Below are 23911 nucleotides of genomic sequence, written 5' to 3' on the forward strand. Positions count from 1 at the left end.
ATGCCGAATGTCTATGAAAATAGGAAACGACCAGTTTAAAAAACGTGTTGATGATGGAGTCAATAATGCGTTTATGCGCTTTGCGGTTTCAGGTGCTCAAGAGCGCTTAAGAAGCCGTAGATTAGATGCGGCAGAAGAGTTAGGAAACTGGGAAGAATGGCGAGCGCTTGGTGAAGAAATTCGTCAGCATACGCTTGAAAACTTAGATTACTATTTAGAACAGCTGACAGATAATGTAGCTAAACGCGGAGGCCACGTTTTTTTCGCTCAAACAGCTGAAGAAGCGAATGAGTACATAAAAAATGTAGCGAAGCAAAAGCAGGCAAAGAAAGTGGTTAAATCCAAGTCAATGGTTACAGAAGAAATTCATATGAACGCTGCTTTAGAGGAACTAGGCTGTGAAGTTATTGAAACGGACTTAGGAGAATATATCCTGCAAGTAGATGATCACGATCCGCCTTCTCATATCGTAGCTCCTGCACTTCATAAAAATAAAGAACAAATTAGAGATGTATTTCAGGAAAAGCTTTCGTATAAAAAAACAGAAAAACCTGAAGAACTAGCTCTTCATGCCCGGGAAATGCTGAGAAAAGAATTTTTATCAGCAGATATTGGCATCACGGGATGTAATTTTGCGATTGCAGAATCTGGATCTATTTCACTTGTAACCAATGAAGGAAATGCAAGGTTAACAACTGCCCTTCCTAAAACGCAAATTACGGTTATGGGAATGGAAAGAATTGTGCCAACGTTTGAAGAGTTTGAAGTGTTGGTAAGCCTGTTAACTAGAAGTGCAGTAGGTCAGCGGCTCACAAGTTATGTAACAGCGCTTACAGGGCCTAGACTTCCAGGGGAAGTAGACGGACCGGAAGAATTTCACCTAGTGATTGTAGATAACGGGCGATCTGCGATTTTAGGAACTGAGTTTCAATCTGTTTTACAGTGTATTCGCTGTGCGGCATGTGTGAATGTATGTCCCGTGTATCGCCATATTGGAGGGCATTCATATGGATCTATTTATTCAGGTCCGATTGGAGCTGTATTATCTCCTTTGCTTGGAGGCTATGAAGACTACAAAGAGCTTCCCTATGCATCAACGCTATGCGCAGCCTGTACAGATGCCTGTCCGGTCAAAATTCCGCTGCATGAGCTATTACACAAGCATCGTCAGCGAATTGTCGAAAAAGAAGGAAAAGCACCTATTTCGGAAAAGCTGGCGATGAAAGCATTTGGCTTGGGAGCAGCTTCTTCTTCTCTATATACAGTGGGCGCTAAAGTAGCACCGGCAGCTCTTACGCCTTTTATGTCAGGAAGCAGTATTTCCAAAGGACCTGGTCCATTAAAAGCGTGGACGGAAAGCAGAGAGTTTCCGGCACCTACAAAAGAGCGCTTACGAGATTGGTTTGATAAAAGGAGTGATGATGATGAACGGAAGCATTCAAAATAGAGACAGTTTTTTAGACAATGTTGCTGCTAATCTTAAGCGAAACAGGCGAACAAGCGGCGTAGTAAAGCCACAATGGAAGCACGCTCCTCAGCATGAGGTCTACCGCAGCTATTCGCCGGATCAATTAAAGAAAGAGCTTGAAAACCATTGCGAACGTATTCATACTCGCTATGTAGAAACATCATCACAACACTTGCCAGCTGTCCTTGAGGAAGCCGTAGCGAACTATGGAAATGGTCTTGTGAGCACGTGGGATGATCCTAGATTTTCCGAATATGGATTGAATCTGCTGATGGAGAAATGGGAAACAAGCAGTAGCCTTCATGTATGGAATTCTGCAAAAGGCGATGAGAATATTACACTAGCTGAACAAGCAAACGTCGGCATTACCTTCAGTGATTTGACGTTAGCGGAATCTGGAACAGTTGTTTTGTTCAGCAGCGCTGAAAAAGGACGATCGGTCAGTTTGCTGCCCGCCACTTATATTGCAATCATTCCTCAAAGCTCAATTGTTCCTCGCATGACACAAGCCGCTGAAATGATTCATGAAAAAGTAGAGCGAGGAGAAACGATTGCTTCTTGCATTAACTTTATTACGGGACCGAGCAATTCAGCCGATATTGAAATGAATTTAGTCGTTGGCGTGCATGGACCTATTCAAGCCACTTATATTGTAGTGAATGATCGATGAGGCTGGGACAAACGTATTTTAGCCGAAGTGAAAAACGAACCGTGAATCAACATGTTTGATTCACGGTTCGTTTTCTTTGTTATGTTGAGCATAGGTTTTAGCTGTTTCATTCCTTCTAGCAGTGGATTGGAGGGCAAGGCAAAGACTCCTGCGGAAAGCGAAGTCTTGCACGGAAATCAACTGCGGTGTCACAAGCGGTTCAGCTAGCTCATGCATCTCATTTATTCGTCTTTAGATTGGATTCATTTTGTTATGTCTCAGCCTCTTTTATTCATGCTCCATTTCTAAATAGCGGGATAATGTGAAGAAATGTCGCATTTTGAATAAACGTGCCTAATTTTAAAAAGGTAAAAAGCAAATCTTGTAGAATATTAAGTCTATAGATAAAAGGTGGGGAAATGGGAAGTGCAAAAGAAAGGAGCAATGAGCATGTCACCACATAGAGAATTAACATCTGAAGCTGCGCAAAAGCAGCAAGATGAATTACAGCAGCTACGAGCTATTTTTAATGACGTATTAGATGCCATTGTCGTATTTGATGAGTATTTTCAAGTTATAAATGCAAATGAATCAGCCTGCGGGCTGTTTGAAAAAACAAAGGATGAGCTATTAACGTATCAAATGAAAGATTTTCTGATGTATTTTCCGTATGACATGATTGAAGCATATTATCCAGCACTTTTAGAAGAAAGCTATTTCAAATATGAAGGCGCGATGACGCTTCGAAGCGGCATGATGAAGCATGTTGAATTTACTTCACACAAACATAGTCACATGTCGGGCATTATTGTGTGTACATTTCGGGATATTACGCAGCACAAAATGATGGAAAATGAACGGTTTATTAGTCATCATATGTTTATGGATGTATTTAATGAAGCGGTAGACGGAATTGTCATTTTTGATCGAACGGGTCAGCTTATCGACGCGAACCCTTCATTTTGCGAACGATTAAATTATACAAGAGCACAGCTTCTAACCAAAACATTAGAAGAGCTTGTAGAACCTACTTATCATTATAAGGTGAAAAAATTATGGAGAACTCTGCATCAAGAAGGAAAGACAAGCGGCGAGCTACCGATCAGGCTCGAAAATGGAGACGTTACTTTTTTTGAATTTACCACAACGGCTAATATATACAGTCAATACTATATGTCCATTATGAGAGACGTGACGGAAAAACGGCTGATGGAGCAGCAGCTGTTGAGAAGCGAAAAAAATTTCAGGGCTATTTTTGAAAATGCGATTGAAGCGATCTTGATTTGGAGAGATGATGGTGAAATCTTGAACGCTAATCTTGCTTCTTCGCGTACATTTGAGCTGCCGTTAAACAAATTAATTGGAAGCAATTTGTATACGTTTATCGATACAAAAAGCTTTAGTGCGTTAAAGGTGCTCCAAACGTTTCAAACAAAAGGAGAAATTCGCAATCAGCTTCCTTTTTACATGCCAAATGGAGAAATCAAGCAGTTGGAATTCACAGGGAAAAAAGGCATTATAGAAGGAGACCATTTAACGATTTTTCGAAACATCAGTGAACGTACAAAAATCGAACAGGAGCTTCGAAATAACGAAGAGAAATTCAGACAGATTTTTAATGGTTCGATCGATGGGTTAGTTTTATGGGACGGCAAGCGAAATATTATTGATGTAAATTCTTCTCTTTGTGATATTCTAGAACTCAGCAAAGAGGAGATTTGTGCGCACTCCATGGAGGATTTTATTTCTTCAGCGAATTTAGATGCGGTCATTGAGCATAAAGAAACGATTGAGCAAAAAGGGGAAGCTGAAGGAGAGATTACGTACGTTACGGGGAACGAAAAAGTTAAAAATATCGAATTTTCCACGAAAAAAGATATCTTGCCAGGTCTATATATGACGCTTTTACGAGACGTAACGGAACGAAATCAAATGCAGGAGCAGATTCGAAAATCGGATACGCTTCAAGTAGTCGGACAGTTAGCAGCTGGGATTGCGCATGAAATCCGCAACCCAATGACAGCTTTAAAAGGGTTTGTTCAGCTGTTAGAAAGCAGCATTCAAGAAGATCATTCTCTTTATTTTGATATTATTAAATCCGAATTAAAAAGAATTGAAACCATTATTACAGAGTTTCTAGTACTCGCTAAGCCACAGGCAGTAAAGTTTGAAAAGAAAAATCTAGATGCGGTTGTGAAAGAAACGATCGATTTATTAAATGCTCAGGCGCTTTTAGAAAATATTCAGTTTGAACTAAGTGTGTCCCCTCAGCTGCCAATGGTATACTGCGAGCCGAACCAAATTAAGCAAGTACTAATAAATGTCATTAAAAATGCAATTGAAGTCACGTCAAACGGAGGAAAAATTTTTGTTGATGTCTCCTCTACAGAGCCGCACTACGTGACGGTCTCCATTCGAGATCAAGGAGACGGAATGCCCGAAGAGCGCATCAAGCGCTTAGGAGAACCATTTTATACGACAAAAGAAAAAGGAACGGGACTCGGTTTGATGGTCTCATATAAAATTATCGAAGAACATAAAGGGCGCATTGAAGTGGAAAGCAAAATAGGAGAAGGCACAGCTTTTCATGTTATTCTTCCAGCCTAAATAGAAAGGATAAGCAAGTATGTACTATGGAGAAATGAATTTATTTTCTGATTTGAAAATTTATATTGTAGCCTCGGAAAAAGGGGTTCAACATATTTGGTTTGATAGCGATGATCATAATGAGCAGCTTAAAAAACTTGTCCATGACGAGGATTATCACCATGTGAAAGAAGCGAAGCGACAGCTGCAGGATTATGCTGAAGGGCGCACGCTAACATTTGATTTGCCTTTGGATATAAAAGGAACAGACTTCCAAAAAGAAGTGTGGTTAACGCTTGAACATATACCTTATGGACAAACGTGGTCTTACAGTGAGGTAGCGGAGTCTGTTAATCGCTCTAAAGCCGTAAGAGCTGTGGGACAAGCGAATCGTCGAAATCCACTGCCTATTATTTTGCCTTGTCATCGTGTGATTGGCAAAAATGGAGCTTTAACAGGTTATGCAGGCTCGCAAACTCATATAAAAGAGAAGCTATTAATGCTTGAAAGAAATGTAGCAAAAGGTGCTCTGGAGTTAAAATAACTATTCACCGTCCAATTTCCAGCCTTCTCCTTGCACGAAAACACCGTCAATTTGCTGAGGAGAAGGGAGGGAATTTAGTTCTTCATCTTTGGATAAATCGAATAGCTGATATTGCTGCTTACGATTCAGCGCTTTGTTTTTATCCGTTTTTTGCTCTGAACTCATATTTACTCTCCCCCTTATTCAAAAGAAATCCCCTATAATATATGTAGAAAAAGAAGAGAGTACTGTTACAATTGTGTTACAAATGCAGGTGGAAATCAGTGCTCAATAAAAAAAGCCGCATAGCAGCGGCTTTTTTTATTGAGCAGATTGCAGCAAAACGTTTTGAATGGATTCAAAAGACGGGGCATGGATAATTCCATGCTCTGTAATAATGGCCGTAATCAGTTCGCTTGGCGTCACATCAAAAGCTGGATTGTACACAGAGATTCCGTCTGGAGCAATTTGCGTATCCCCAATGTGTGTTACTTCTTTAGGTGAACGTTCTTCAATAGGAATGCTGCTGCCGTCTTGAATAGATAAATCAAATGTGGACTGCGGCGCTGCTACGTAAAATGGAATACCGAATGCTTTCGCTAAAAGAGCAAGTCCATATGTTCCAATTTTGTTAGCCGTATCGCCATTTGCTGCAATGCGGTCAGCACCTACAATAATCCCATTAATTCCTTTTGTTTTAATGGTATGAGCGGCCATATTATCCGTAATCAGCGTAACGTCCACTCCCGACTGCTGAAGTTCCCATGCTGTTAAGCGAGAACCTTGAAGAACGGGTCTTGTTTCGCAGGCAAATACTTCAAGCGGAATATCGCGCTGCTTAGACAAGTGAAAAGGTGCTAAGGCTGTTCCATAATAAGCTGTAGCAATTGAACCAGCATTACATATTGTCATGATTTTATCTTTCTTTTTAAATAAAGAAAGAGCATAATCTCCAATTCGGTAGCACGTTTCTTCATCTTCTACTTGAATTTGAATAGCTTCATGAACAACTTTTGTTTTAGCTTCATTAACGGACGAAGCGGATTCAGCGCTTTTCGCTACGCGCTCCAATGCCCAAAATAAATTGACGGCAGTAGGGCGTGAACTAGCTAAATACTGTTGATCAAGAGCTAGCTTTTTGTTAAATTCCTTGACTGAATCTGTGTCATAGCTAAGCGCAGAAAGAGCAAGACCAAAAGCCGCCGTAATGCCAATTGCAGGGGCTCCGCGTACTTTCAAGGTAGTGATAGCATCCCATACGTCTTTAATGGTTTGCAGCTTAATATATTCAACTTTGCCAGGAAGCTGCTGCTGATCTAATAAAGTAATATATGATTCATTCCATTCCACTGAGCGCGGAAGTGATAGTGTATTTGTCATGCTGATACCGATCCTTTCATTGTGTACATTATTCGTTATCGAAGTAAATGTTCAAATTCATTTGGTGAAACGTCTTGTTGGTGCAGAAGCAAATAGCGTCCAATTTTTAACGCAGTACGTTTAGCGTTAATTTTTCTTTCCTCTGAAGAAATTTCGTCTAAGTCCGCCACGTGAGCTAAGCCAATCGTACGTCGAATGATTTCACATCCTGCATATCCAACAGCATCTTGCCACGTTTGCGTTAAAATTTCATGTAATAAGCGCTCATCTTTAGCGAAAGGTTCAGTGCTTTCAGAATGCCAAAGCGCAGTAAAGGTATCTTTGAATACGTTCCATGTGTTCGTAATGTGTGCAAATAACGGTTCGCGATTTGTTTCTCGAGAAAGAGCATTTAAAAATAAATTCGCAACAAATTGTCCTAAATCGAATCCAAACGGACCGTAGAAAGCAAACTCTGGATCAATCACTTTCGTTTCTTGACTGCTAGCAAAGATGCTGCCTGTATGTAAATCACCATGGATTAGCGTTTGCGCATTTGTTAAAAATTTATATTTTAATTTTGCTGCTTGTAGCTTTACATCACTATCATTCCACAATTCTTCTACATCAGGACGCAGCGCTTTTTCAAATTCATTTGTATCAATATCAAAAAAAGGATCTGTAAAAACTAAATCTTCCGTAATATTGCATAAGTCAGGGTTGCTGTACTTAACAACTTCTTCTTTTTTATCCTGAGGCTTTAAGGCGAAATCAGACGTTTTGAACGCAATATGTCCTAAAAAAGAACCGATATGCTGTGAGAGCAGAGGATAACTTTCACCTTGAATAAGTCCGGCACGAGAAATCGTTAAATGAGACAGATCTTCCATGACCGTAACAGCAAGCGTTTCATCGTGGTAATAAACAGCGGGAACAAGTTCTGGCGTAAATGCACCGAATTGCTTGAGCGCATTGCTTTCAATTGTGGCACGGTTCAAGGATAGAGGCCAGCTTTCGCCTACAACTTTTGCATAGGGAAGTGCTTGTTTGACGATAATGGATTTATTCGTTTGATCATTTATGATGTGAAAGACGAGATTTAAGTTACCGTCACCAATTTCACGGGCAGTCAGTGCTTCTGTAGCATCAAAAAGACCTAGCTTTTTCACAAGTTTGATTGCTGAAATTTCTGTTAAAGGCTGATACTTCTCTGTTTTTGTTGTTGACATCGGAATCCCTCCATAGTTTATTAAACTGATTCGTTTACTAAGTTAATAGGTTTAAGAATATATGGAGGCTTTTATAATTTTAGAAAATATAAAAGCCTCTTTCGTTGGAAAGAGGCTTGATTGTAGTGTTCAAACCTCTTATCTGCCAGAAAAAATTACTTTCTGTTGGAATTAGCACCGTGCCTTTGTAAAACATGTTTTACGGGTGTGATCCATCTTAGGATGGAATGACGGTCGGTTGCTGGGCTTCACAGGGCCAAATCCCTCAGCCAACTCTTGATAAGAGTACGATTACTTATTCAATTTTGATTTGTTTGAATATTTTATGATATCTGGTGAAAATCGTATCATGCAAAAAAACGGCTGTCAATACATAATTAATAAAATTCTGTACGGCGATCTGTAAAGACAGGAATTTGTTTACGAATTTCTTTTACAAGTTCCAGGTTAACGTCAGCACTTAAAAGTTCTTCGCTATCGCCAGCTTCAGCGATTATTTCTCCCCACGGATCGATGACTAAGGAATGTCCGGCAAATGTGTTATTAGGATCTTGGCCTACACGATTACACGCGATTACATAGCATTGATTTTCGATTGCACGGCTAATGAGCAGGGCTTTCCAGTGGGCAAGTCTTGGAGCCGGCCACTGAGCGACAACAAACAAGACTTCTGCTCCGCTGCTAGTATGAACCCGTATCCATTCTGGAAAACGAATATCGTAACAAATAACTCCTGCGCACAGTGACTGTTCAAGTGTAAAAAGATTTTTTGTTGTTCCTGCTTCTAAATACAGGTGTTCATCCATTAATTTAAATAAGTGCAGTTTACTGTATTGTGATACTTCACGACCTTTTCGGTCAAAAATATACATCGTATTCGTGACACCTTGCTCTGTTTTTTTCGCAATCGAACCTGCCACAATATTTACTTCGTTTGTTTTAGCAAACTGAGAGATTAATTGCTTGGCTTGCTGCCCTTCATCATCTGCAATTTCGTCTAGCCGAGTCAAATCATAAGCTGTATCCCATAGCTCAGGAAGCACAAGGATATCAGGGTTTTCTTTCAGGGCTTCCGTCATTTTTTGTTCGATATATTTTCGGTTTTTAGTTGGGTTTCCAAACGCAATATCAAGCTGTAAACACGTAATTTTTACACTCACTTTATCATCCGTCCTTTTTTTAGTAGTTGAAAAAAATGACTTTACAAGTTGAGTATTACAATATATTATTTGTGACTAGAATTTCAAGAATTTTTTGAGAAGGTGTGCGATGATGAAACAATTTGAGCAATCGGAACTATTAAAAAGTTTACCAAAACAATTTTTTGCATCACTTGTAGGCAAGGTAGGAAAAGTAATGGCCCAAGGGCACGACGTTATTAACTTAGGGCAGGGAAATCCCGATCAGCCTACTCCTTCACATATTGTAGAAACACTGCAAAAAGCAAGTGCTAATCCTATGAATCATAAATATTCTCCATTTCGGGGGCACCAGTTTTTAAAAGAGGCCGTTGTGACTTTTTATAAACGAGAATATGGCGTTGATGTGGATCCTGAAAAAGAAGTAGCTATTTTGTTTGGCGGGAAAGGTGGACTTGTAGAAATCCCGCAGTGCTTATTAAACCCTGGAGATACGGTGCTGGTTCCCGATCCTGGATATCCTGATTACTGGTCTGGAGTAGAGCTTGCAAAGGCAAAGATGGAAGTGATGCCGCTCACGGCTGAAAATCATTTTCTACCCGTATACGAAGAGATAAGTGAACGTGCTAAAGAACAGGCAAAGCTCATGTTTTTAAACTATCCGAATAATCCTACTGGTGCAGTAGCAACGGCAGAATTTTTTGAAGACACCGTGGCGTTTGCTGCCAAGCACGATATTTGTGTGGTACACGACTTTGCCTACGGAGCAATTGGATTTAATGGTAAAAAGCCAATCAGTTTTTTACAGACTCCTGGTGCAAAAGAGACGGGAATTGAAATTTATACTCTTTCTAAAACGTATAACATGGCGGGATGGCGAGTTGGATTTGCTGTAGGAAATGCAAGTGTTGTAGAAGCTATTAATCTTCTTCAAGATCATATGTATGTCAGTCTCTTTGGGGCGGTTCAAGAGGCAGCAGCCGCAGCTCTGTTAGAATCTCAACAATGTGTGAATGATTTAGTTAAGCGCTATGAATCTAGACGCAATACCTTTATTCAAGGGCTTCGAGAAATTGGTTGGGATGTTACATCTCCAGCGGGCTCCTTTTTTGCATGGCTAAAAGTTCCTGAAGGATATACTTCTGAACAGTTTTCAGATTTACTTCTTGAAAAAGCTCACGTTGTAGTGGCGCCTGGAGTAGGCTTTGGAACATATGGTGAAGGCTATGTGCGCGTAGGACTGCTGACGGATGAAGAGCGTATGAGAGAAGCCGTATCTCGAATAAAAAAATTAAATTTATTTTAAAAACGCATTGACAATCCTTTTTGAGTTGGCTTAATATGTAAGAAGTTAACGAGATTAATAACCGATAAATCCTAGCGGTATTTTTTATTTAGTATATAATCTATGAATTTAATTTAAATAAATAGCAACTTTCTTATTAAGAGTAGGTGGAGGGACTAGCCCGATGAAGCCCGGCAACCGACTTAACGCATGTTAAGCACGGTGCTAATTCTTGCAGCAGCAGCTGAGAGATAAGAAGAGCAACGAAAGCCTCTTCTTAATCACAGAAGAGGCTTTTTTATTAACGATATTAAACAGCAAGGGAGTTTTTAGCATAATGAGTGAAATCGTTGCAAGCTACTTACTACATGATAATAAAGGAAATTTTTATAAAAAAGCGGAAGGAATTGCTTTAGGACTAACCGTCGGCTCATGGACAGATCTGCCGCTTTTAGATCAACAGCAGCTTCAAAAGCATAAAGGGCGCGTCGTGTCCGTAACTGAGCTTCAAGATTGCGAACGTGTAAACGGATATTTAGGCGGAGAAATTAAGCAGGCAATTGTCAAAATTGCTTATCCAACTGCCAACTTTTCAAGAGATTTACCGGCTATTTTAGTTACGGTTTTCGGAAAACTATCACTTGATGGAAAAGTGAAATTATTAGACTTGGATTTTCCTGATGAATTATTAGCTCAATTCCCAGGACCGCGCTTTGGAATAGAAGGTATCCGAGAGAAACTAGGCGTTTACGACCGTCCGCTTGTGATGAGTATTTTTAAAGGCGTGATTGGAAGAGATATGACGTACTTAACAACTCAGCTGCGTGAGCAAGCGCTTGGCGGAGTGGATTTGGTTAAAGACGACGAGATTTTGTTTGATAGTGAACGAACACCTTTTGAAGCTCGCGTTACAGAAGGGAAAAAAGTACTGAATGAAGTATACGAAAAAACGGGACACCGCACGCTGTATGCTGTTAATTTAACGGGTCGAACGTTTGAATTAAAAGAAAAAGCGAGAAAAGCAGCTGAGCTAGGAGCCGATGCTCTTTTATTCAATGTATTTGCTTACGGGTTAGACGTACTGCAGGCACTTCGAGAAGACGATGAAATTAACTTGCCGATTATGGCACACCCAGCTGTTAGCGGAGCGCTTACGCCATCAGAGTTTTACGGTTTTTCAAATTCATTACTGCTTGGAAAGCTATTGCGTTTAGCCGGAGCGGATTTCTCTCTGTTTCCATCACCATACGGAAGCGTAGCGCTTTCTCTTGAAGATACGACAGGCATTGCCTACGAATTAACGCGTCCTGTATACAAATATAAGCAGTCTTTCCCGGTTCCTTCAGCAGGAATTCATCCTGGAATGGTACCGCAGCTTGTGAAGGACTTTGGAATCGACAGCATTATTAATGCAGGAGGCGGAGTTCACGGTCATCCAGAGGGAGCTATCGGAGGAGGAAAAGCATTCCGTGCGGCGATAGATGCAGTACTCTCTCATCAAACATTAGCCGAAAAAGCTGAAGAATCAAAAGAGTTGCAAAAAGCTTTGCAACTATGGGGAACAGTAGAGGTGAAAGCATGACATCGTTAAAAATCTTTTGTGACTTTGATGGAACAATTACAAATAGCGATAACATTATTGCTATTATGAAACAATTTGCTCCTCCGGAGTGGGAAAGTATTAAAGACGACGTGTTGGCACAGCGCGTCTCCATTCAAGAAGGAGTAGGGCAAATGTTTGCCTTGCTCCCCGTGGAATTAAAAGAAGATATTATTTCTTATATTTTAGAGACGTCTGCTATTCGAGAGGGATTTGATGATTTTATTGCCTATACAAAAGAGCACCATATTCCGCTTTATATTGTAAGCGGAGGAATTGACTTTTTTGTAAAACCACTTTTGGAAAATCGAGTTGCAGAGGAAATGCTCTACTGCAATGGATCTGATTTTTCCGGTGAGCATATTTCCATTACGTGGCCTCATACATGTGATAAACAGTGTACAAATGACTGCGGCTGCTGTAAGCCAACGATTATTCGCCATCTTGCAGATGAAAGAGATCATACGGTTGTTATTGGCGATTCCATTACGGATTTGCAGGCTGCCAAATTAGCTGATACGGTCATTGCACGTGACTTTTTAATTAAAAAATGTGAAGAGCTATCTCTACCGTATCGTCCTTTTTCTACTTTTTATGATGTAATTCATCATTTACAAGAATTAACAGAAGAGGTGAAAGCATGAGTATCATGGCTCAGCAAAGGTTGCATGAGCTTGCGGATATAAAAGATGAGCTGGCAGAGCGCGATTGGTTCTTCGGTACAAGCGGAAACTTAGCAATTAAAGTGGACCAAAATCCAACAACTTTCTTTGTATCAGCAAGTGGAAAAGATAAACGAAAACGTACAAATGAAGATTTTTTATTAGTTGATCAATACGGAAAGCCTGCAGAAGACACGCATTTAAAGCCTTCTGCTGAAACGCTTCTGCACGTTAAGATTTACAATTTAACGAATGCTGGGTGCAGCCTTCATGTACATACAATCGACAATAACGTGATCTCTGAACTGTACGGAGATGAAGGCGTTATTTCATTCAAAGGTCAAGAAATTATTAAGGCGCTAGGTATTTGGGAAGAAGATGCGGAAATTACTGTTCCGATTATTCCGAATTACGCAGATATTCCGACACTAGCAGAAGAGTTTTCTCATCATATAAAAGACGATCAAGGCGCGATTTTGATTCGTAACCACGGGATTACGGTATGGGGGAAAAATGCATTTGAAACAAAAAAAGCGCTAGAAGCCTATGAATTTCTATTTAGCTACCACGTTAAATTACTGTCACTTAAAGGCATTAAGCCAAAGGTGCATTTATAAAAGGAGGAAACAACAATGGCGCACATTCGCTTACATGTAAACAATAAAAGAATTGAAACTCAAGAGGAAGTATCAGCTTTTCTGGCAAACAATGAAGTTATTTATGAAAACTGGGACATTACAAAACTTCCAGAAAATCTTCGTGAAAAATATGATTTAACTGATGAAGAAAAAACAGAAATTTTAAACGCTTTTGGTGAGGATATTAAAGATATTTCTGAACGCCGCGGCTATAAAGCTCAAGATGTTATCTCGTTATCGGAATCTACACCAAATATTGATGAATTGTTAAAAAACTTTCAGCGCAAGCATATTCACACAGATGACGAAGTTCGCTTTATTGTAAGCGGTCATGGAATCTTTGTTATCCAAGGAAAAGACGGCGAATTTTTTGATGTTGAATTAGAGCCGGGCGATTTAATTTCAGTACCAGAAAATATTCTTCATTACTTTACACTAATGGAAGATCGTAAAGTAGTCGCTGTCCGAATTTTCGTGACAACTGAAGGATGGGTACCTATTTACGCATAACAATTACTTGTAAAGCATAGGTCATCATCACCCCGCTTTTACATCTAAAAGCGGGGTATTCTTTGGACTATTATAAAACTAACTATTTTTATATGAATAATAAGTTTAATGGGAGGAACACCATGAAAAAGAGTAAAAAAATGCTGTGGCCACTTACTTTGCTCGTGCTTCTAGTCTTTGCGCTGGCTGCCTGCACGAAAGAACAGCCAAGTCTAAACGAGAAAGCACAGGCAGCTCCAGCGCAGCAAGCGGCTTCTGCTAAGCCTGTACAGCAAGAAGGAAAAAAGGTTACGAAAGATACAAAAATTGCGCTTATTTCTGAATTTACGTCAGGCACTCACGCTGCTCAGTACATAACAGGTGTGACAAAAGCGGCTAAAAAAGCAGGGGTACAGCTATCCGTTTCTGATTCAAACAATGATCAATCCAAAATGGCTGCTTATTTAGACACGGCTATTAACCAAAATGTTGACGGTATTATGATTGACCACGGCCGGGCTGAAACTCTTGAACCTGGCGTGAAACGCGCGATTGCAAAAGGAATTCCCGTTATTGCAACAGACGTAGAATTAAAAGTAGAAGGCGTTACAACAATTGACCAAGACGATTATATGCTTGCGCTGCAGGGTCTAAAACAAATGATGCAGGACATTAATGGAAAAGGAAACATTGTATATGCGTTTGTTGGAGGCTTTGCGCCGATGGAAAAGCGCGACAGCATTTATAAAATTATGATGAATCGCTACCCAGATGTAAAACAAATTGCTACGTTTGGAAGCGCAACGGACAACACCTCATTAGACACACAAAATAAAATGGCAGCTGTGTTGAAGCAGTATCCAAATAAAGGAGACATCGCGGCCGTTTGGGCACCTTGGGACGAATTTGCAAAAGGAGTAACAAGAGCGATTAAAGAAGCGGGACGAGACGAGATTAAAGTGTACGGAGTGGACTTATCTGATGAAGATCTGCAAATGATGCAGGCAAAAAACAGTCCGTGGAAAGCGTCAGCTGCCGTAAATCCAGCTTCAGTAGGAGAAAAGCAAGTTGATCTGCTTCTTAAAAAGATTTCCGGTCAAGAGATTCCTCGCTACTATTCATTTGATCCGGTTTTAGTCAAACAAACAGACTTGCCTAATCAAACGATTAATATGGATCAGCTTAGTCAGTACGTAAAAGAATGGGGCAATAAAGAATAGAAATGGAGGGACAGATATGACGAATGAGCTTTCAATGAAGAACATTACAAAAAACTTTGGTTCTTTTCAAGCGCTGAACAAAGTTGATTTTACTGTTCAAAAAGGGGAAATCCATGCTTTATTGGGAGCCAATGGTGCCGGTAAAAGTACGCTGATGAAAATATTGTGCGGAGCTTACGATGAGTACGAAGGAAAAATATTCAAAAACGGAGAAGAAATCTCCATTTCTTCTCCTAAAGAAGCTAAGCGCCACGGCATCGGCATTGTACATCAAGAAGTAGATGTAGCGCTGATTCCTTCGCTGTCAGTAGCTGAAAACATTGTGTTAGACGTGCAGACTTCTAATAAAAGTAAGACATTTGTAAACTGGAAATCTATTTATAAGAAAGCGGAAGAAGCTCTTTCTTTACTTGGCTCTTCTCTATCCGTTAAAAAAAATGTCGTTGACCTAACTCTATCAGAAAAACAGCAGGTGCTTATTGCACGTGCAATTGTACAGAATGTTGATTATTTAATTTTGGATGAACCAACCGCACCTCTTAGTGTGGAAGAGACGAAACAATTGTTTTCTGTGATGAGAGAGCTGAAGAAAAGCGGAGTAGGCATTATTTACATTTCACATCGCCTTCAAGAAGTGGTTGATATTTGCGACCGTTTAACCGTTTTAAAAGACGGACGCTATGTAGCTACAAAAGAAACTTCACATACATCGATTGAAGACGTGATTACGCTCATGTTAGGAACGTCTTCTGTAAAACAATGGGTCAAAAAATCAGTAGAAATTGGAAACGAACTGTTACATGTAGAAGCATTATCTCTTCCAGGGCGCCTTTCTAATATCTCTTTTCATGTAAAAGAAGGAGAAGTAGTCGGTATTGCAGGGCTTGTTGGAGCGGGGAAAACGGAGCTTTGCCGCAGTCTATTTGGTTTAGAACAATATGTGAGCGGCAACGTTCGATTAAAAGGCAAGAAATTAAAGTTGAATAAGCAGCCGTATTATTATATTGCACAAGGTCTTTCTCTTGTTCCTGAAGAACGAAGAAAAGAAGGAATTTTTGTTCATGAATCCATTGCCGATAACTTAGTTTTGCCAAGTCTGTCCCGCTTTACAAATTATTCATTTCTAAAGCGGGGAAAGATCAAAGAAAAAGCGCAGAAAACGACTGGGCAAGTTGGCGTAAAGTCTCATTCTATCGAGCAGTCAGTTGGAACGTTAAGCGGTGGAAATCAGCAGAAAGTAGCAATCGGAAAATGGCTTGTTACGGACTCTAGCGTGCTGTTGTTTGATGAACCAACTAAAGGGGTCGATGTGGGCTCCAAACGAGAAATATTCGACTTAATTACAAATCTTGTGTCACAGCAAAAAGGCGTTGTTTATGCAACCTGTGAATTCGAGGAACTGCTAGGGGTAGCGGATCGAATTTATGTTATGTACAACGGGAAAATCGTGAAAGAATTATCCAAAGAAGAAGCAACTAGTGAAAAATTATTTTATTATACAGCAGGAGGAGTAAAAGGATGAGTGCGGAGTATGTAACAGAACCTGTAGCGAAACCAAAGAGAAAAATAAGCGTTTTCGACTTTTTTTATAAATATGGGACAGTCTTAATGATTTTTGTTATTATGATTATCTTCTCCATTGCCACACCTAACTTTTTAACAGGAGAAAACATTAGTGATATCCTGCGCTCTATTTCCATTGTTACCTTAATAGCGCTTGGTGTAACGATATCGTTAACCGTCAACGGACTCGATTTATCTGTAGGGTCTACGGCTGGGTTAGCCACTATTTTATCAGCCTCTATGCTTGTTTTACACAGACAAGAAATTGCAGTCGCTATCATTGTTCCGATTATTGCATCGCTTCTTATCGGGTTAATAAATGCTTTTTTAGTAGTGAAAGTAAAGATTCCTGATATTTTAGCCACTCTTTCCATGATGTTCATCGTACAGGGGATTTTATTAACGTATACAAAAGGCTCAGCTATTTATACCAATATGCCTTTACCAAGCGGAGACAGAGCTCCGGGAATTTTTATTCCATCTTTCCTTGCGCTGGGGCAAGGTCACTTACTAGGTATTCCTGTTCCTGTTATCATTATGCTGCTGACTGTGCTGCTTGTTCATATCGTTTTTTCCTATACGAAGTTTGGGCGTTTTTTCTACGTAACAGGAGGGAACATAGAAGCAGCAAGACTTTCGGGCGTACCGGTTAATCGTTACCGTATGTATGCCTATATGTTTTCAGGTTTGCTTGCTGGAATGGGAGGAGTCGTTTTAGCTGCCCGTATTGGAGTAGGAGAAGTAAACGCGGGTTCACCATTTTTAATGGATGCCGTAGCTGCTACATACATTGGCTTTTCCGTATTTGGAGCAGGGAAACCGAATGTATTCGGGACACTGATTGGCTCTATTTTAATTGGTGTGCTGTTAAATGGGTTAACGATGCTAAATGTTCCGTATTATATGCAAGACATTATTAAAGGAGCTGTATTAGCAGGAGCCTTGGCTTTAACATATTACCGCTCGAAACAAACATCTACGGCTGTGTAAACAGCCGTTTTTTTTCGTTTGAAATCGGGAAGAATAAGGAAAAACAATAGTATAGCTTATTATTTATGTAGAAAGAGGGAGTATAGATGAAACGTGTCGTCATTATAGGAGGAGTAGCCGCCGGAATGAGCGCAGCTTCACAGCTTCGCCGGATGAAAGAAAAAGAAGAAGTGGAAATCCTTGTGTTTGAAAAAGGTGGAGATATCTCTTACAGCGCATGTGGCATGCCTTACTATCTGTCAGGAGTTGTAAAAGAAAAAGACGATTTGATTGCTCGGACGAAACAAGAATTTGAAGAGCGAAACATCTCCGTCCATCTTTTCCACGAAGTTAAAGAAGTAAATCATACAAAAAAATACATAGTAGTGCAAGATGTAAAGACGTCAACGGAAAAAGAGATAACATATGATGAACTCATCATTGCAACTGGAACAACGGCTGTTAAACCCAATTTTATGAGTGATCACATGCCGAATGTATGCACATTAAAGTCATTAGAAGACAGCGAAAGAATCTATACATATCTACAGGCTCACTCCGTAGAGAAAGTCACCATTATCGGCGGAGGATATGTCGGAATGGAAGTAGCTGAAGCAATGAAGGCTTTGGGAAAAGAAGTACGGGTTATTGAACAGGGAAAGCAGATTCTATCTATTTTAGATCAAGAAATGGCAGAGCATTTACAAAAGCAGCTAGATGACGATATTTTATTTCATTTCGAAGAAGAAGTGGAAGCATTGCTGCATTCAGATGGTTCCATCACTCACGTTCAAACAAACCGTCAAACGTATCAAACAGATTTAGTGATTGTAAATGTAGGAGTTCGTCCGAATACGCAATTCTTAGAAAGAAACGGACTAAGGATGCTTGAAAATGGAGCTATTTTAGTAAATGAGAAGTTGGAAACCAACGTGCCACATATCTACGCAGCAGGAGATTGTGCAACGAGCTATCACCGCGTATTAAAAAAAGATGTTCATATTGCTCTTGGAACCATTGCCAATAAGCAGGGAAGGGTTCTTGGTTACCGATTAGGGGGAGAAAGTCGAGAATTTCCCGGTGTTATAGGTACAAGTATTGTCAAAGTGATGGACTATGAAATCGGAAAAACCGGCATTTCAGAAAGAGAAGCAAGAGAAAATTCTCTTTTATACAAAGCCGTCACAGCCGAAGCTCCGAGTCATGCTTCTTACTATCCAGGAGCTGAAAAGATTGTGATAAAACTTGTTTATCATCCTGAAACAAAAGAGATTTTGGGGGTTCAAATGATTGGGAAAGAAGGAGTAGCAAAACGAATCGATGTATTTGCGACAGCTATTACTTGCCGCCTCACAACAGATGAAATAACCATGCTAGATCTTTCGTACGCTCCTCCTTTTGCTACGGTATGGGATGCTGTACAAATTGCTGCTCAGAAAGCTGAATAAAAAAGAGGCTGGGACAAAAGTAGTTGAGTCCAAGTAAAAAACGAACCATTCATCAAACTGTTTGATGAGTGGTTCGTTTTTTTTTTTGTGATGGTGCACATCGTTTTATTTGTTTCGTTCCTTCTAGCAGTTGATTGGAGGGCAAGGCGAAGACTCCTGCGGGAAAAGCGGAACAGGTGAGACCCCGCAGGAGCGAAAGCGACGAGGAGGCTCAGCGGCCGCCCGCGGAAAGCGAAGCCTTGCACGGAAATCAATTGCGGTGTCATAAGCAGTCCAGTTCATGTATCTCATTTGTTCGTCTTTCGATTAGATTTATTTCGTTATGTCTCAATCTTTTTTCGATTCGACAAGCAGCATCTTTTGTCGAAAAACAAGTTGTAAAAAAAAGATAAATGGTATTCCTATAGTAATGTAAGCGTTTGTAAATTCCGACAAAATAATTTTTTTGCAAAAAAAATGTCTATTATTGCGACTCTATTTACATATTTAGTAGAATTTGTAATAATGCGTTATAAGCTAATTTCTTTGTCATAGGAGAGGATTTTGTGTTTGGAGTGAGAAATAGAACGAAATCAGAGAGATTATTAGTAGAAATCGTCCAAAAAAGACAAAAGATGGTGCAGCTCGGAGAAGAAAAAGGTTTGACTAATGAAGAAACCGTTACCTGTAGTCAAGAGCTTGATCAGCTCTTACTCGTTTATCAAAAGCAGCGTTTAAAAGAAGAGGAAGAAAAGACATCGTTTGCCACACTGATTAGCCGCTTTTTATCTTTTTCAAAGCTGTAATGCAGGACAAGCATTCGGGATCGGGCAGTAAAACAATTATGCTGCCCGTGGCCTCTCTTCACCTTTAAAAAATGTTAATTAAAAAGATCATAAACAAAATACCAAAAATAAACGAATAAGTAGCAAATCTTTCGTTTCCATCGCCGTGACTTTCCGGAATCAACTCTTTATAAATAATAAAAAGCATGGCTCCAGCAGCAAAAGCTAATCCATATGAAACGAGAGAATCAACAAAATTAGTTAAATAAAACCCGAGTAAAGATGTTACAATCTCAACAGAGCCTGTAAGGGTAGCAATTAAAAATGCTTTTATTTTACTGATATTTTGCTGAGCTAAAAATAGCGCGACCAACAGTCCTTCAGGTGCATTTTGAAGACCGATTGCAAGGGCGATTAAGTTCCCTGTATTTTCAACATTTGAAGCGTAGCTAACACCAACAGACAGTCCTTCAGGAAGGTTATGCAAAGTAATAGCGGAAACAATTAAAAGTGCTTTTTCATCAAATTGAATGCCGGTTTTAGAATGTTCAAGGTCAATGTGAGGAATATTCTGCTCCAAGAGTGTTAATGTTACAACTCCAAGCAGTAAGCCAATTGCTAAGGAAAAAAATCCGCCGCTTTGAAGAGATTCTGGAATCAAGCTCATAGTAGAAGCAGCTGTCATAATACCTGCAGTGAGCGCAAGAAGTATATCTTTCCAGCGATGAGTGAGTTCTTGATTCAAAAACAGAATAGGCAAAGCGCCTACTCCAGTCGATAGCGCAGAAAGAATGCTTCCAATTAGTACCTCAGTCATAAACCGTCTCCTTTTACGTATTCTTCTTTTTATCCTCAATTCACATCGTTCTTTTAGTGTATGTTTTTTTGTTTTCTATGAGCATGACTATTTTAAAAATGAATAGCTTTATGCAATAACCTTACAAAAAAGTTGAACCAGTGAAGGTTCAACTTTTTAGGTGAAGTACAGCTCCTGAACTTGGTTAGCAATGTGCTCAAGCTTATTGGAAACTTGAGGAATGCCATATCCTACATACAAAGGAGATGTGGCAAAGCGAGGAATGATTTTCGCCGCAATTTTGCCGTTTTTAAGGTTATAAAAAAATAAGTTATAGCTCGTGCAGCTACGATGAAAATGATTTAATAAATAGTGAGCAGCCGTTTGAAGATAATCTGCAAATGCGTGCATCTCTTTGTCAAGCTGATCCGTTATCACGTTAAATTCAAAAAAGCCCATTCTAGGTTTTGCAGATAAATTAAATGTGACGTGTTCATTTTGGGCAATTGTGACTCCTTCAAACTGCTCTAGCTTCACATTTTCATTTACATCCATCTCATTTAAACCAATAATTTGCATATGAGGATGTCGTAATGATCCTCCGGACATGGGGCCGTGGTTTTTGAAGAAAAGAACAGAAGCATATTCACCACTGTTCATCATCGATATCCATCGTTCAGTAGCAAAGCTCAGCAAGGTGTACAGATGTTCTTTTGGATAAATAGACAGTTCTGAAGAACACTCATCGGTCTCAATAATAACCGTCTGATAAGCATCTTGCAGAACGGGAAATTTATTTTTCAGCCAAATGATAGGTCCTTGTTTTTCAATAATGCCAGTAAGAGATTCTACGTCGCAAAAGGGACAGGGGTTTTGCCGGTTAACGATTGTTTCAGGCTTTTGTGAACCAATCGCGGAATTAAATAATAAATGGGTTGGTTTCATAATCATTCACCTTTTTATGTAATGGTCATATGTTTATTGTATTAAAAGCATATGTATAAATCCACTTATATACATTTTTCATCGAAAAAATTGTACAAGCGGAGAGAATAACCGATGAAATAAGTCTGCTTTGATTGACTTTGAAGGGAAATTTTAGTATTATCTTGATATCAAGATAATATTAAAGGAACTGATTAAAATGACGAATGATGTAACTAGAGAAGAGTTAGACCAATCTCTTAAATTATTTATTGTACTATCTCGTGCCAATCGTTCAATTAATGATCATGTGCATAAATTTATTCAACAGCATGGAATGAATCCAACCGAATTTGCTGTCCTAGAGTTATTGTATCACAAAGGTCAACAGCCTCTGCAGCAAATTGGCGGAAAAATTTTACTCGCAAGCGGCAGTATTACGTATGTAGTAGACAAGCTTGAGAAAAAAGGCTTCTTAGAGCGCGTTGCTTGTCCGAACGATCGCCGTGTAACCTACGCAGCGATCACTCAGCAAGGCAAGGAAATGATTGAAAGTATGTTTCCGAGTCATGAAAAAAGAATTCATGATATTTTATCCGTCCTGTCTAGCGAAGAAAAGGAAGTTGCTATTTCGATGCTTAAGAAACTGGGGCACTATGCAGATGAATTTTTACCGGAATCGACTAATTAATTAAGGAAAGCTCGTTTGTTTCTGTTGAACAAACGAGTTTTTTCTATGACTTCTTTCATAGCCAATCGACATAAAAAATAAAAAGTGACAAAAAATTGAAATTAACAGGAATACAGCTGGATAAAAACGAATTAGGTTACATACAGACAATAGAGGAAGGGGTACAAATGATGAAATTTGAGAATTATACATATACGCGACCTGATATGAATGAAATTGAAAAGCAGTTTGAAAAGGCCATTACACACTTTACGGAAGCAGCGTCAGTCAGTCAGCAAAACGAGGCAATTCGTCTAGCAAATGATGCGTATTCCCAGTACAGCACAATGGGGAACATCTGCTATATTCGTCATTCTATCGACACAGCGAATGAATTTTATAAGGAAGAACAAGACTATTTTGATGAAACACAGCCGCTTTTAGAAGGATATGTAGAGAAATTTTACAAAGCGTTAATCTCTTCGCCTTTTAAACAGCAACTAGAAGAAAAGTGGGGCAAGCAGCTGTTCTCTCTTGCTGAAATGCAGTTAAAAACGTTCTCTCCGGAAATAGTAAAAGAGCTTCAGGAAGAAAATAAGCTATCGTCTCAATATACGAAACTAGTGGCGTCAGCTAAAATTTTATTTGAAGGAGAAGAAAGAACGTTAGCTCAGCTCGATCCGTTTATGGAGTCACCTGATCGAGAAATGAGAAAAAAAGCAGCAGAAGCAAAGTTTCAATTTTTCACCGATCATGAAGAGGAATTTGATGATATTTATGACAAACTTGTAAAAGTGCGGACCAAGCTTGCTGAAAAATTAGGCTATAAAAATTTCGTAGAAGTGGGCTATGCTCGTATGTCTAGAATAGGCTACGATGCTGAAATGGTTGCCGCTTTTCGCAAACAAGTAAAAGAGTATATTGTTCCCCTTACTGAAAAACTAAAAAAGCGTCAGCAGGAAAGAATTCAAGTAGAGAGCTTAACTTATTATGATGAACCGTTTCAGTTTGAAACAGGAAACGCAGTGCCAAAAGGTGATGAAAAGTGGATTATTGAAAATGGACGGGTTATGTATAAGGAGCTTTCTAAAGAAACGGACGAATTTTTTTCGTTTATGCTTGAAAATAATTTGATGGATTTAGTCGCTAAAAAGGGCAAAGCAGGCGGAGGCTACTGTACGTTTATTGAAGAATACAAAGCACCGTTTATTTTTTCGAATTTTAATGGAACATCAGGGGATATTGATGTGTTAACGCATGAAGCAGGGCATGCTTTTCAAGTGTATTCCAGCCGAGATATGGAAACCAATGAGTATCACTGGCCTACGCATGAAGGAGCTGAAATTCATTCGATGAGCATGGAGTATTTTACATGGCCTTGGATGGAGTTGTTCTTTAAAGAAGACAAAGATAAATACCAGTTTTCTCATTTAAGCTCAGGCTTAACTTTCTTGCCTTACGGGATAGCAGTAGATGAATTTCAGCACGCTGTATACGAACGCCCTGAGATGACGCCTTCGGAACGAAAACAAACGTGGCGAGAAATTGAAAAGAAATATATGCCTTCTAAAAACTATGACGGCCATCACTATCTAGAAAGCGGGGGCTTCTGGCAGCGCCAGCTTCATATTTACACGTCTCCGTTTTATTATATTGATTACACGCTCGCTCAAATTTGTGCATTTCAATTTTGGAAAAAAGATCGAGAAAATCATGAACAAGCATGGCAAGATTACGTTCATTTGTGTAAGCTTGGCGGAAGTAAGCCGTTTTTAGAATTAGTAGAGGAAGCGAATTTGATCTCTCCATTCGAAGAGGGCTGCGTGCAGTCTGTAGTAGATGAAATTGAAAACTATTTAAATAGTATTGATGATAAAAAGCTATAAAAAAAGAGATTGAGACACAACCAAATCAATCCAATCTAAAGACG

At 39.5% G+C, this 23911-nt stretch carries 23 protein-coding genes and 2 riboswitches; of the genes, 17 read left to right on the forward strand and 6 right to left on the reverse strand.

What is annotated here, in order from left to right:
- The first annotated feature begins 7 nt into the window (after nt 1-7).
- The 4 genes from AC1D0Y_RS08725 to AC1D0Y_RS08740 all read left to right on the forward strand — a co-directional run bounded on the left by AC1D0Y_RS08725 (nt 8) and on the right by AC1D0Y_RS08740 (nt 5247).
- Nucleotides 8-1447 carry a LutB/LldF family L-lactate oxidation iron-sulfur protein gene (locus tag AC1D0Y_RS08725; RefSeq protein ID WP_028407882.1) on the forward strand — a complete coding sequence of 480 codons (1440 nt, stop codon included), beginning with the start codon at nt 8-10 and terminating at the stop codon, nt 1445-1447.
- On the forward strand, nt 1425-2138 hold the full coding sequence (locus tag AC1D0Y_RS08730; protein WP_081085293.1) for a LutC/YkgG family protein: 714 nt from the start codon (nt 1425-1427) through the stop codon (nt 2136-2138). Before AC1D0Y_RS08725 ends, AC1D0Y_RS08730 begins: the two co-directional genes overlap by 23 nt.
- 429 nt (nt 2139-2567) lie before the next feature.
- Nucleotides 2568-4724: a PAS domain S-box protein gene (locus tag AC1D0Y_RS08735; RefSeq protein WP_225049643.1), complete on the forward strand. Its 2157-nt coding sequence runs from the start codon at nt 2568-2570 to the stop codon at nt 4722-4724.
- 19 nt (nt 4725-4743) lie between these two features.
- Nucleotides 4744-5247 carry a methylated-DNA--[protein]-cysteine S-methyltransferase gene (locus tag AC1D0Y_RS08740; protein ID WP_060746707.1) on the forward strand — a complete coding sequence of 168 codons (504 nt, stop codon included), beginning with the start codon at nt 4744-4746 and terminating at the stop codon, nt 5245-5247.
- On the opposite strand, the gene AC1D0Y_RS08745 is transcribed toward AC1D0Y_RS08740, so the two are convergent.
- The 4 genes from AC1D0Y_RS08745 to AC1D0Y_RS08760 all read right to left on the reverse strand — a co-directional run bounded on the left by AC1D0Y_RS08745 (nt 5248) and on the right by AC1D0Y_RS08760 (nt 8974).
- Nucleotides 5248-5412 carry a hypothetical protein gene (locus tag AC1D0Y_RS08745; RefSeq protein ID WP_013055953.1) on the reverse strand — a complete coding sequence of 55 codons (165 nt, stop codon included), beginning with the start codon at nt 5410-5412 and terminating at the stop codon, nt 5248-5250. It abuts the gene before it with no gap.
- A gap of 135 nt (nt 5413-5547) precedes the next feature.
- Complete coding sequence (gene mtnA, locus AC1D0Y_RS08750) at nt 5548-6606, reverse strand: S-methyl-5-thioribose-1-phosphate isomerase (protein WP_098332267.1); 1059 nt, start codon at nt 6604-6606, stop codon at nt 5548-5550.
- Nucleotides 6607-6641: 35 nt separating this feature from the next.
- Nucleotides 6642-7814: an S-methyl-5-thioribose kinase gene (gene mtnK, locus AC1D0Y_RS08755; protein ID WP_028407887.1), complete on the reverse strand. Its 1173-nt coding sequence runs from the start codon at nt 7812-7814 to the stop codon at nt 6642-6644.
- Between the two features lie 135 nt (nt 7815-7949).
- A riboswitch (SAM riboswitch) is annotated at nt 7950-8100 on the reverse strand.
- A gap of 91 nt (nt 8101-8191) precedes the next feature.
- Nucleotides 8192-8974, reverse strand: coding sequence for a carbon-nitrogen family hydrolase (locus AC1D0Y_RS08760; RefSeq protein WP_060746709.1), 783 nt, complete (start codon nt 8972-8974; stop codon nt 8192-8194).
- Between the two features lie 112 nt (nt 8975-9086).
- Here AC1D0Y_RS08760 and AC1D0Y_RS08765 point away from each other — a divergent pair, with 112 nt between their 5' ends.
- The 11 genes from AC1D0Y_RS08765 (at nt 9087) to AC1D0Y_RS08815 (ending at nt 19612) form a co-directional block, all read left to right on the forward strand.
- A complete protein-coding gene (locus AC1D0Y_RS08765; protein WP_060746710.1) occupies nt 9087-10259 on the forward strand; it encodes a pyridoxal phosphate-dependent aminotransferase in 1173 nt (390 codons plus the stop codon).
- A gap of 130 nt (nt 10260-10389) precedes the next feature.
- A riboswitch (SAM riboswitch) is annotated at nt 10390-10496 on the forward strand.
- Between the two features lie 79 nt (nt 10497-10575).
- A complete protein-coding gene (mtnW, locus tag AC1D0Y_RS08770; RefSeq protein WP_060746711.1) occupies nt 10576-11820 on the forward strand; it encodes a 2,3-diketo-5-methylthiopentyl-1-phosphate enolase in 1245 nt (414 codons plus the stop codon).
- Entirely contained in the window at nt 11817-12482 is a 666-nt protein-coding gene (locus AC1D0Y_RS08775; protein ID WP_060746712.1) for a 2-hydroxy-3-keto-5-methylthiopentenyl-1-phosphate phosphatase, read from the forward strand. The genes mtnW and AC1D0Y_RS08775 overlap by 4 nt, the downstream gene beginning before the upstream one ends.
- A complete protein-coding gene (locus AC1D0Y_RS08780; protein WP_060746713.1) occupies nt 12479-13117 on the forward strand; it encodes a methylthioribulose 1-phosphate dehydratase in 639 nt (212 codons plus the stop codon). Before AC1D0Y_RS08775 ends, AC1D0Y_RS08780 begins: the two co-directional genes overlap by 4 nt.
- Nucleotides 13118-13132: 15 nt before the next feature.
- Entirely contained in the window at nt 13133-13648 is a 516-nt protein-coding gene (locus AC1D0Y_RS08785; RefSeq protein WP_013082223.1) for a 1,2-dihydroxy-3-keto-5-methylthiopentene dioxygenase, read from the forward strand.
- 122 nt (nt 13649-13770) lie between these two features.
- On the forward strand, nt 13771-14847 hold the full coding sequence (locus AC1D0Y_RS08790) for a sugar ABC transporter substrate-binding protein (protein WP_060746714.1): 1077 nt from the start codon (nt 13771-13773) through the stop codon (nt 14845-14847).
- Between the two features lie 16 nt (nt 14848-14863).
- Nucleotides 14864-16369, forward strand: a complete 1506-nt coding sequence (locus tag AC1D0Y_RS08795; protein ID WP_098332271.1) for a sugar ABC transporter ATP-binding protein — start codon at nt 14864-14866, stop codon at nt 16367-16369.
- Nucleotides 16366-17400 (forward strand): ABC transporter permease, encoded by a 1035-nt coding sequence (locus tag AC1D0Y_RS08800; RefSeq protein ID WP_060746716.1) that lies wholly within the window; start codon nt 16366-16368, stop codon nt 17398-17400. Before AC1D0Y_RS08795 ends, AC1D0Y_RS08800 begins: the two co-directional genes overlap by 4 nt.
- Before the next feature lie 86 nt (nt 17401-17486).
- On the forward strand, nt 17487-18827 hold the full coding sequence (locus tag AC1D0Y_RS08805) for a CoA-disulfide reductase (RefSeq protein WP_060746717.1): 1341 nt from the start codon (nt 17487-17489) through the stop codon (nt 18825-18827).
- 130 nt (nt 18828-18957) lie between these two features.
- On the forward strand, nt 18958-19095 hold the full coding sequence (locus AC1D0Y_RS08810; protein WP_165573317.1) for a hypothetical protein: 138 nt from the start codon (nt 18958-18960) through the stop codon (nt 19093-19095).
- Nucleotides 19096-19372: 277 nt separating this feature from the next.
- A complete protein-coding gene (locus AC1D0Y_RS08815) occupies nt 19373-19612 on the forward strand; it encodes an aspartyl-phosphate phosphatase Spo0E family protein (RefSeq protein WP_013082228.1) in 240 nt (79 codons plus the stop codon).
- A gap of 64 nt (nt 19613-19676) precedes the next feature.
- Here AC1D0Y_RS08815 and AC1D0Y_RS08820 read toward each other — a convergent pair whose 3' ends face one another.
- Nucleotides 19677-20408, reverse strand: coding sequence for a ZIP family metal transporter (locus tag AC1D0Y_RS08820; protein WP_016763389.1), 732 nt, complete (start codon nt 20406-20408; stop codon nt 19677-19679).
- A gap of 156 nt (nt 20409-20564) precedes the next feature.
- Complete coding sequence (locus AC1D0Y_RS08825) at nt 20565-21332, reverse strand: DUF4931 domain-containing protein (RefSeq protein WP_098964521.1); 768 nt, start codon at nt 21330-21332, stop codon at nt 20565-20567.
- Between the two features lie 199 nt (nt 21333-21531).
- Here AC1D0Y_RS08825 and AC1D0Y_RS08830 point away from each other — a divergent pair, with 199 nt between their 5' ends.
- Both AC1D0Y_RS08830 and AC1D0Y_RS08835 read left to right on the forward strand, forming a co-directional pair.
- Nucleotides 21532-22002, forward strand: a complete 471-nt coding sequence (locus AC1D0Y_RS08830) for a MarR family winged helix-turn-helix transcriptional regulator (protein ID WP_028407897.1) — start codon at nt 21532-21534, stop codon at nt 22000-22002.
- A gap of 170 nt (nt 22003-22172) precedes the next feature.
- The gene (locus AC1D0Y_RS08835) at nt 22173-23867 is read left to right on the forward strand and encodes a M3 family oligoendopeptidase (RefSeq protein ID WP_060746719.1); all 1695 of its coding nucleotides are present in this window, start codon (nt 22173-22175) and stop codon (nt 23865-23867) included.
- Nucleotides 23868-23911: the final 44 nt, after the last annotated feature.

This window comes from Priestia sp. P1_B12_1, from assembly GCF_056406695.1.

What these genes read in the sequence shown, in the direction of transcription:
- AC1D0Y_RS08725 (WP_028407882.1), top strand. Translation starts at nt 8, where the DNA reads ATGTCTATGAAAATAGGAAACGACCAGTTTAAAAAACGTGTTGATGAT.
- AC1D0Y_RS08730 (WP_081085293.1), top strand. Translation starts at nt 1,425, where the DNA reads ATGAACGGAAGCATTCAAAATAGAGACAGTTTTTTAGACAATGTTGCT.
- AC1D0Y_RS08735 (WP_225049643.1), top strand. Translation starts at nt 2,568, where the DNA reads ATGTCACCACATAGAGAATTAACATCTGAAGCTGCGCAAAAGCAGCAA.
- AC1D0Y_RS08740 (WP_060746707.1), top strand. Translation starts at nt 4,744, where the DNA reads ATGTACTATGGAGAAATGAATTTATTTTCTGATTTGAAAATTTATATT.
- AC1D0Y_RS08745 (WP_013055953.1), bottom strand. Translation starts at nt 5,412, where the DNA reads ATGAGTTCAGAGCAAAAAACGGATAAAAACAAAGCGCTGAATCGTAAG.
- mtnA (WP_098332267.1), bottom strand. Translation starts at nt 6,606, where the DNA reads ATGACAAATACACTATCACTTCCGCGCTCAGTGGAATGGAATGAATCA.
- mtnK (WP_028407887.1), bottom strand. Translation starts at nt 7,814, where the DNA reads ATGTCAACAACAAAAACAGAGAAGTATCAGCCTTTAACAGAAATTTCA.
- AC1D0Y_RS08765 (WP_060746710.1), top strand. Translation starts at nt 9,087, where the DNA reads ATGAAACAATTTGAGCAATCGGAACTATTAAAAAGTTTACCAAAACAA.
- mtnW (WP_060746711.1), top strand. Translation starts at nt 10,576, where the DNA reads ATGAGTGAAATCGTTGCAAGCTACTTACTACATGATAATAAAGGAAAT.
- AC1D0Y_RS08775 (WP_060746712.1), top strand. Translation starts at nt 11,817, where the DNA reads ATGACATCGTTAAAAATCTTTTGTGACTTTGATGGAACAATTACAAAT.
- AC1D0Y_RS08780 (WP_060746713.1), top strand. Translation starts at nt 12,479, where the DNA reads ATGAGTATCATGGCTCAGCAAAGGTTGCATGAGCTTGCGGATATAAAA.
- AC1D0Y_RS08785 (WP_013082223.1), top strand. Translation starts at nt 13,133, where the DNA reads ATGGCGCACATTCGCTTACATGTAAACAATAAAAGAATTGAAACTCAA.
- AC1D0Y_RS08790 (WP_060746714.1), top strand. Translation starts at nt 13,771, where the DNA reads ATGAAAAAGAGTAAAAAAATGCTGTGGCCACTTACTTTGCTCGTGCTT.
- AC1D0Y_RS08795 (WP_098332271.1), top strand. Translation starts at nt 14,864, where the DNA reads ATGACGAATGAGCTTTCAATGAAGAACATTACAAAAAACTTTGGTTCT.
- AC1D0Y_RS08800 (WP_060746716.1), top strand. Translation starts at nt 16,366, where the DNA reads ATGAGTGCGGAGTATGTAACAGAACCTGTAGCGAAACCAAAGAGAAAA.
- AC1D0Y_RS08805 (WP_060746717.1), top strand. Translation starts at nt 17,487, where the DNA reads ATGAAACGTGTCGTCATTATAGGAGGAGTAGCCGCCGGAATGAGCGCA.
- AC1D0Y_RS08820 (WP_016763389.1), bottom strand. Translation starts at nt 20,408, where the DNA reads ATGACTGAGGTACTAATTGGAAGCATTCTTTCTGCGCTATCGACTGGA.
- AC1D0Y_RS08825 (WP_098964521.1), bottom strand. Translation starts at nt 21,332, where the DNA reads ATGAAACCAACCCATTTATTATTTAATTCCGCGATTGGTTCACAAAAG.
- AC1D0Y_RS08830 (WP_028407897.1), top strand. Translation starts at nt 21,532, where the DNA reads ATGACGAATGATGTAACTAGAGAAGAGTTAGACCAATCTCTTAAATTA.
- AC1D0Y_RS08835 (WP_060746719.1), top strand. Translation starts at nt 22,173, where the DNA reads ATGAAATTTGAGAATTATACATATACGCGACCTGATATGAATGAAATT.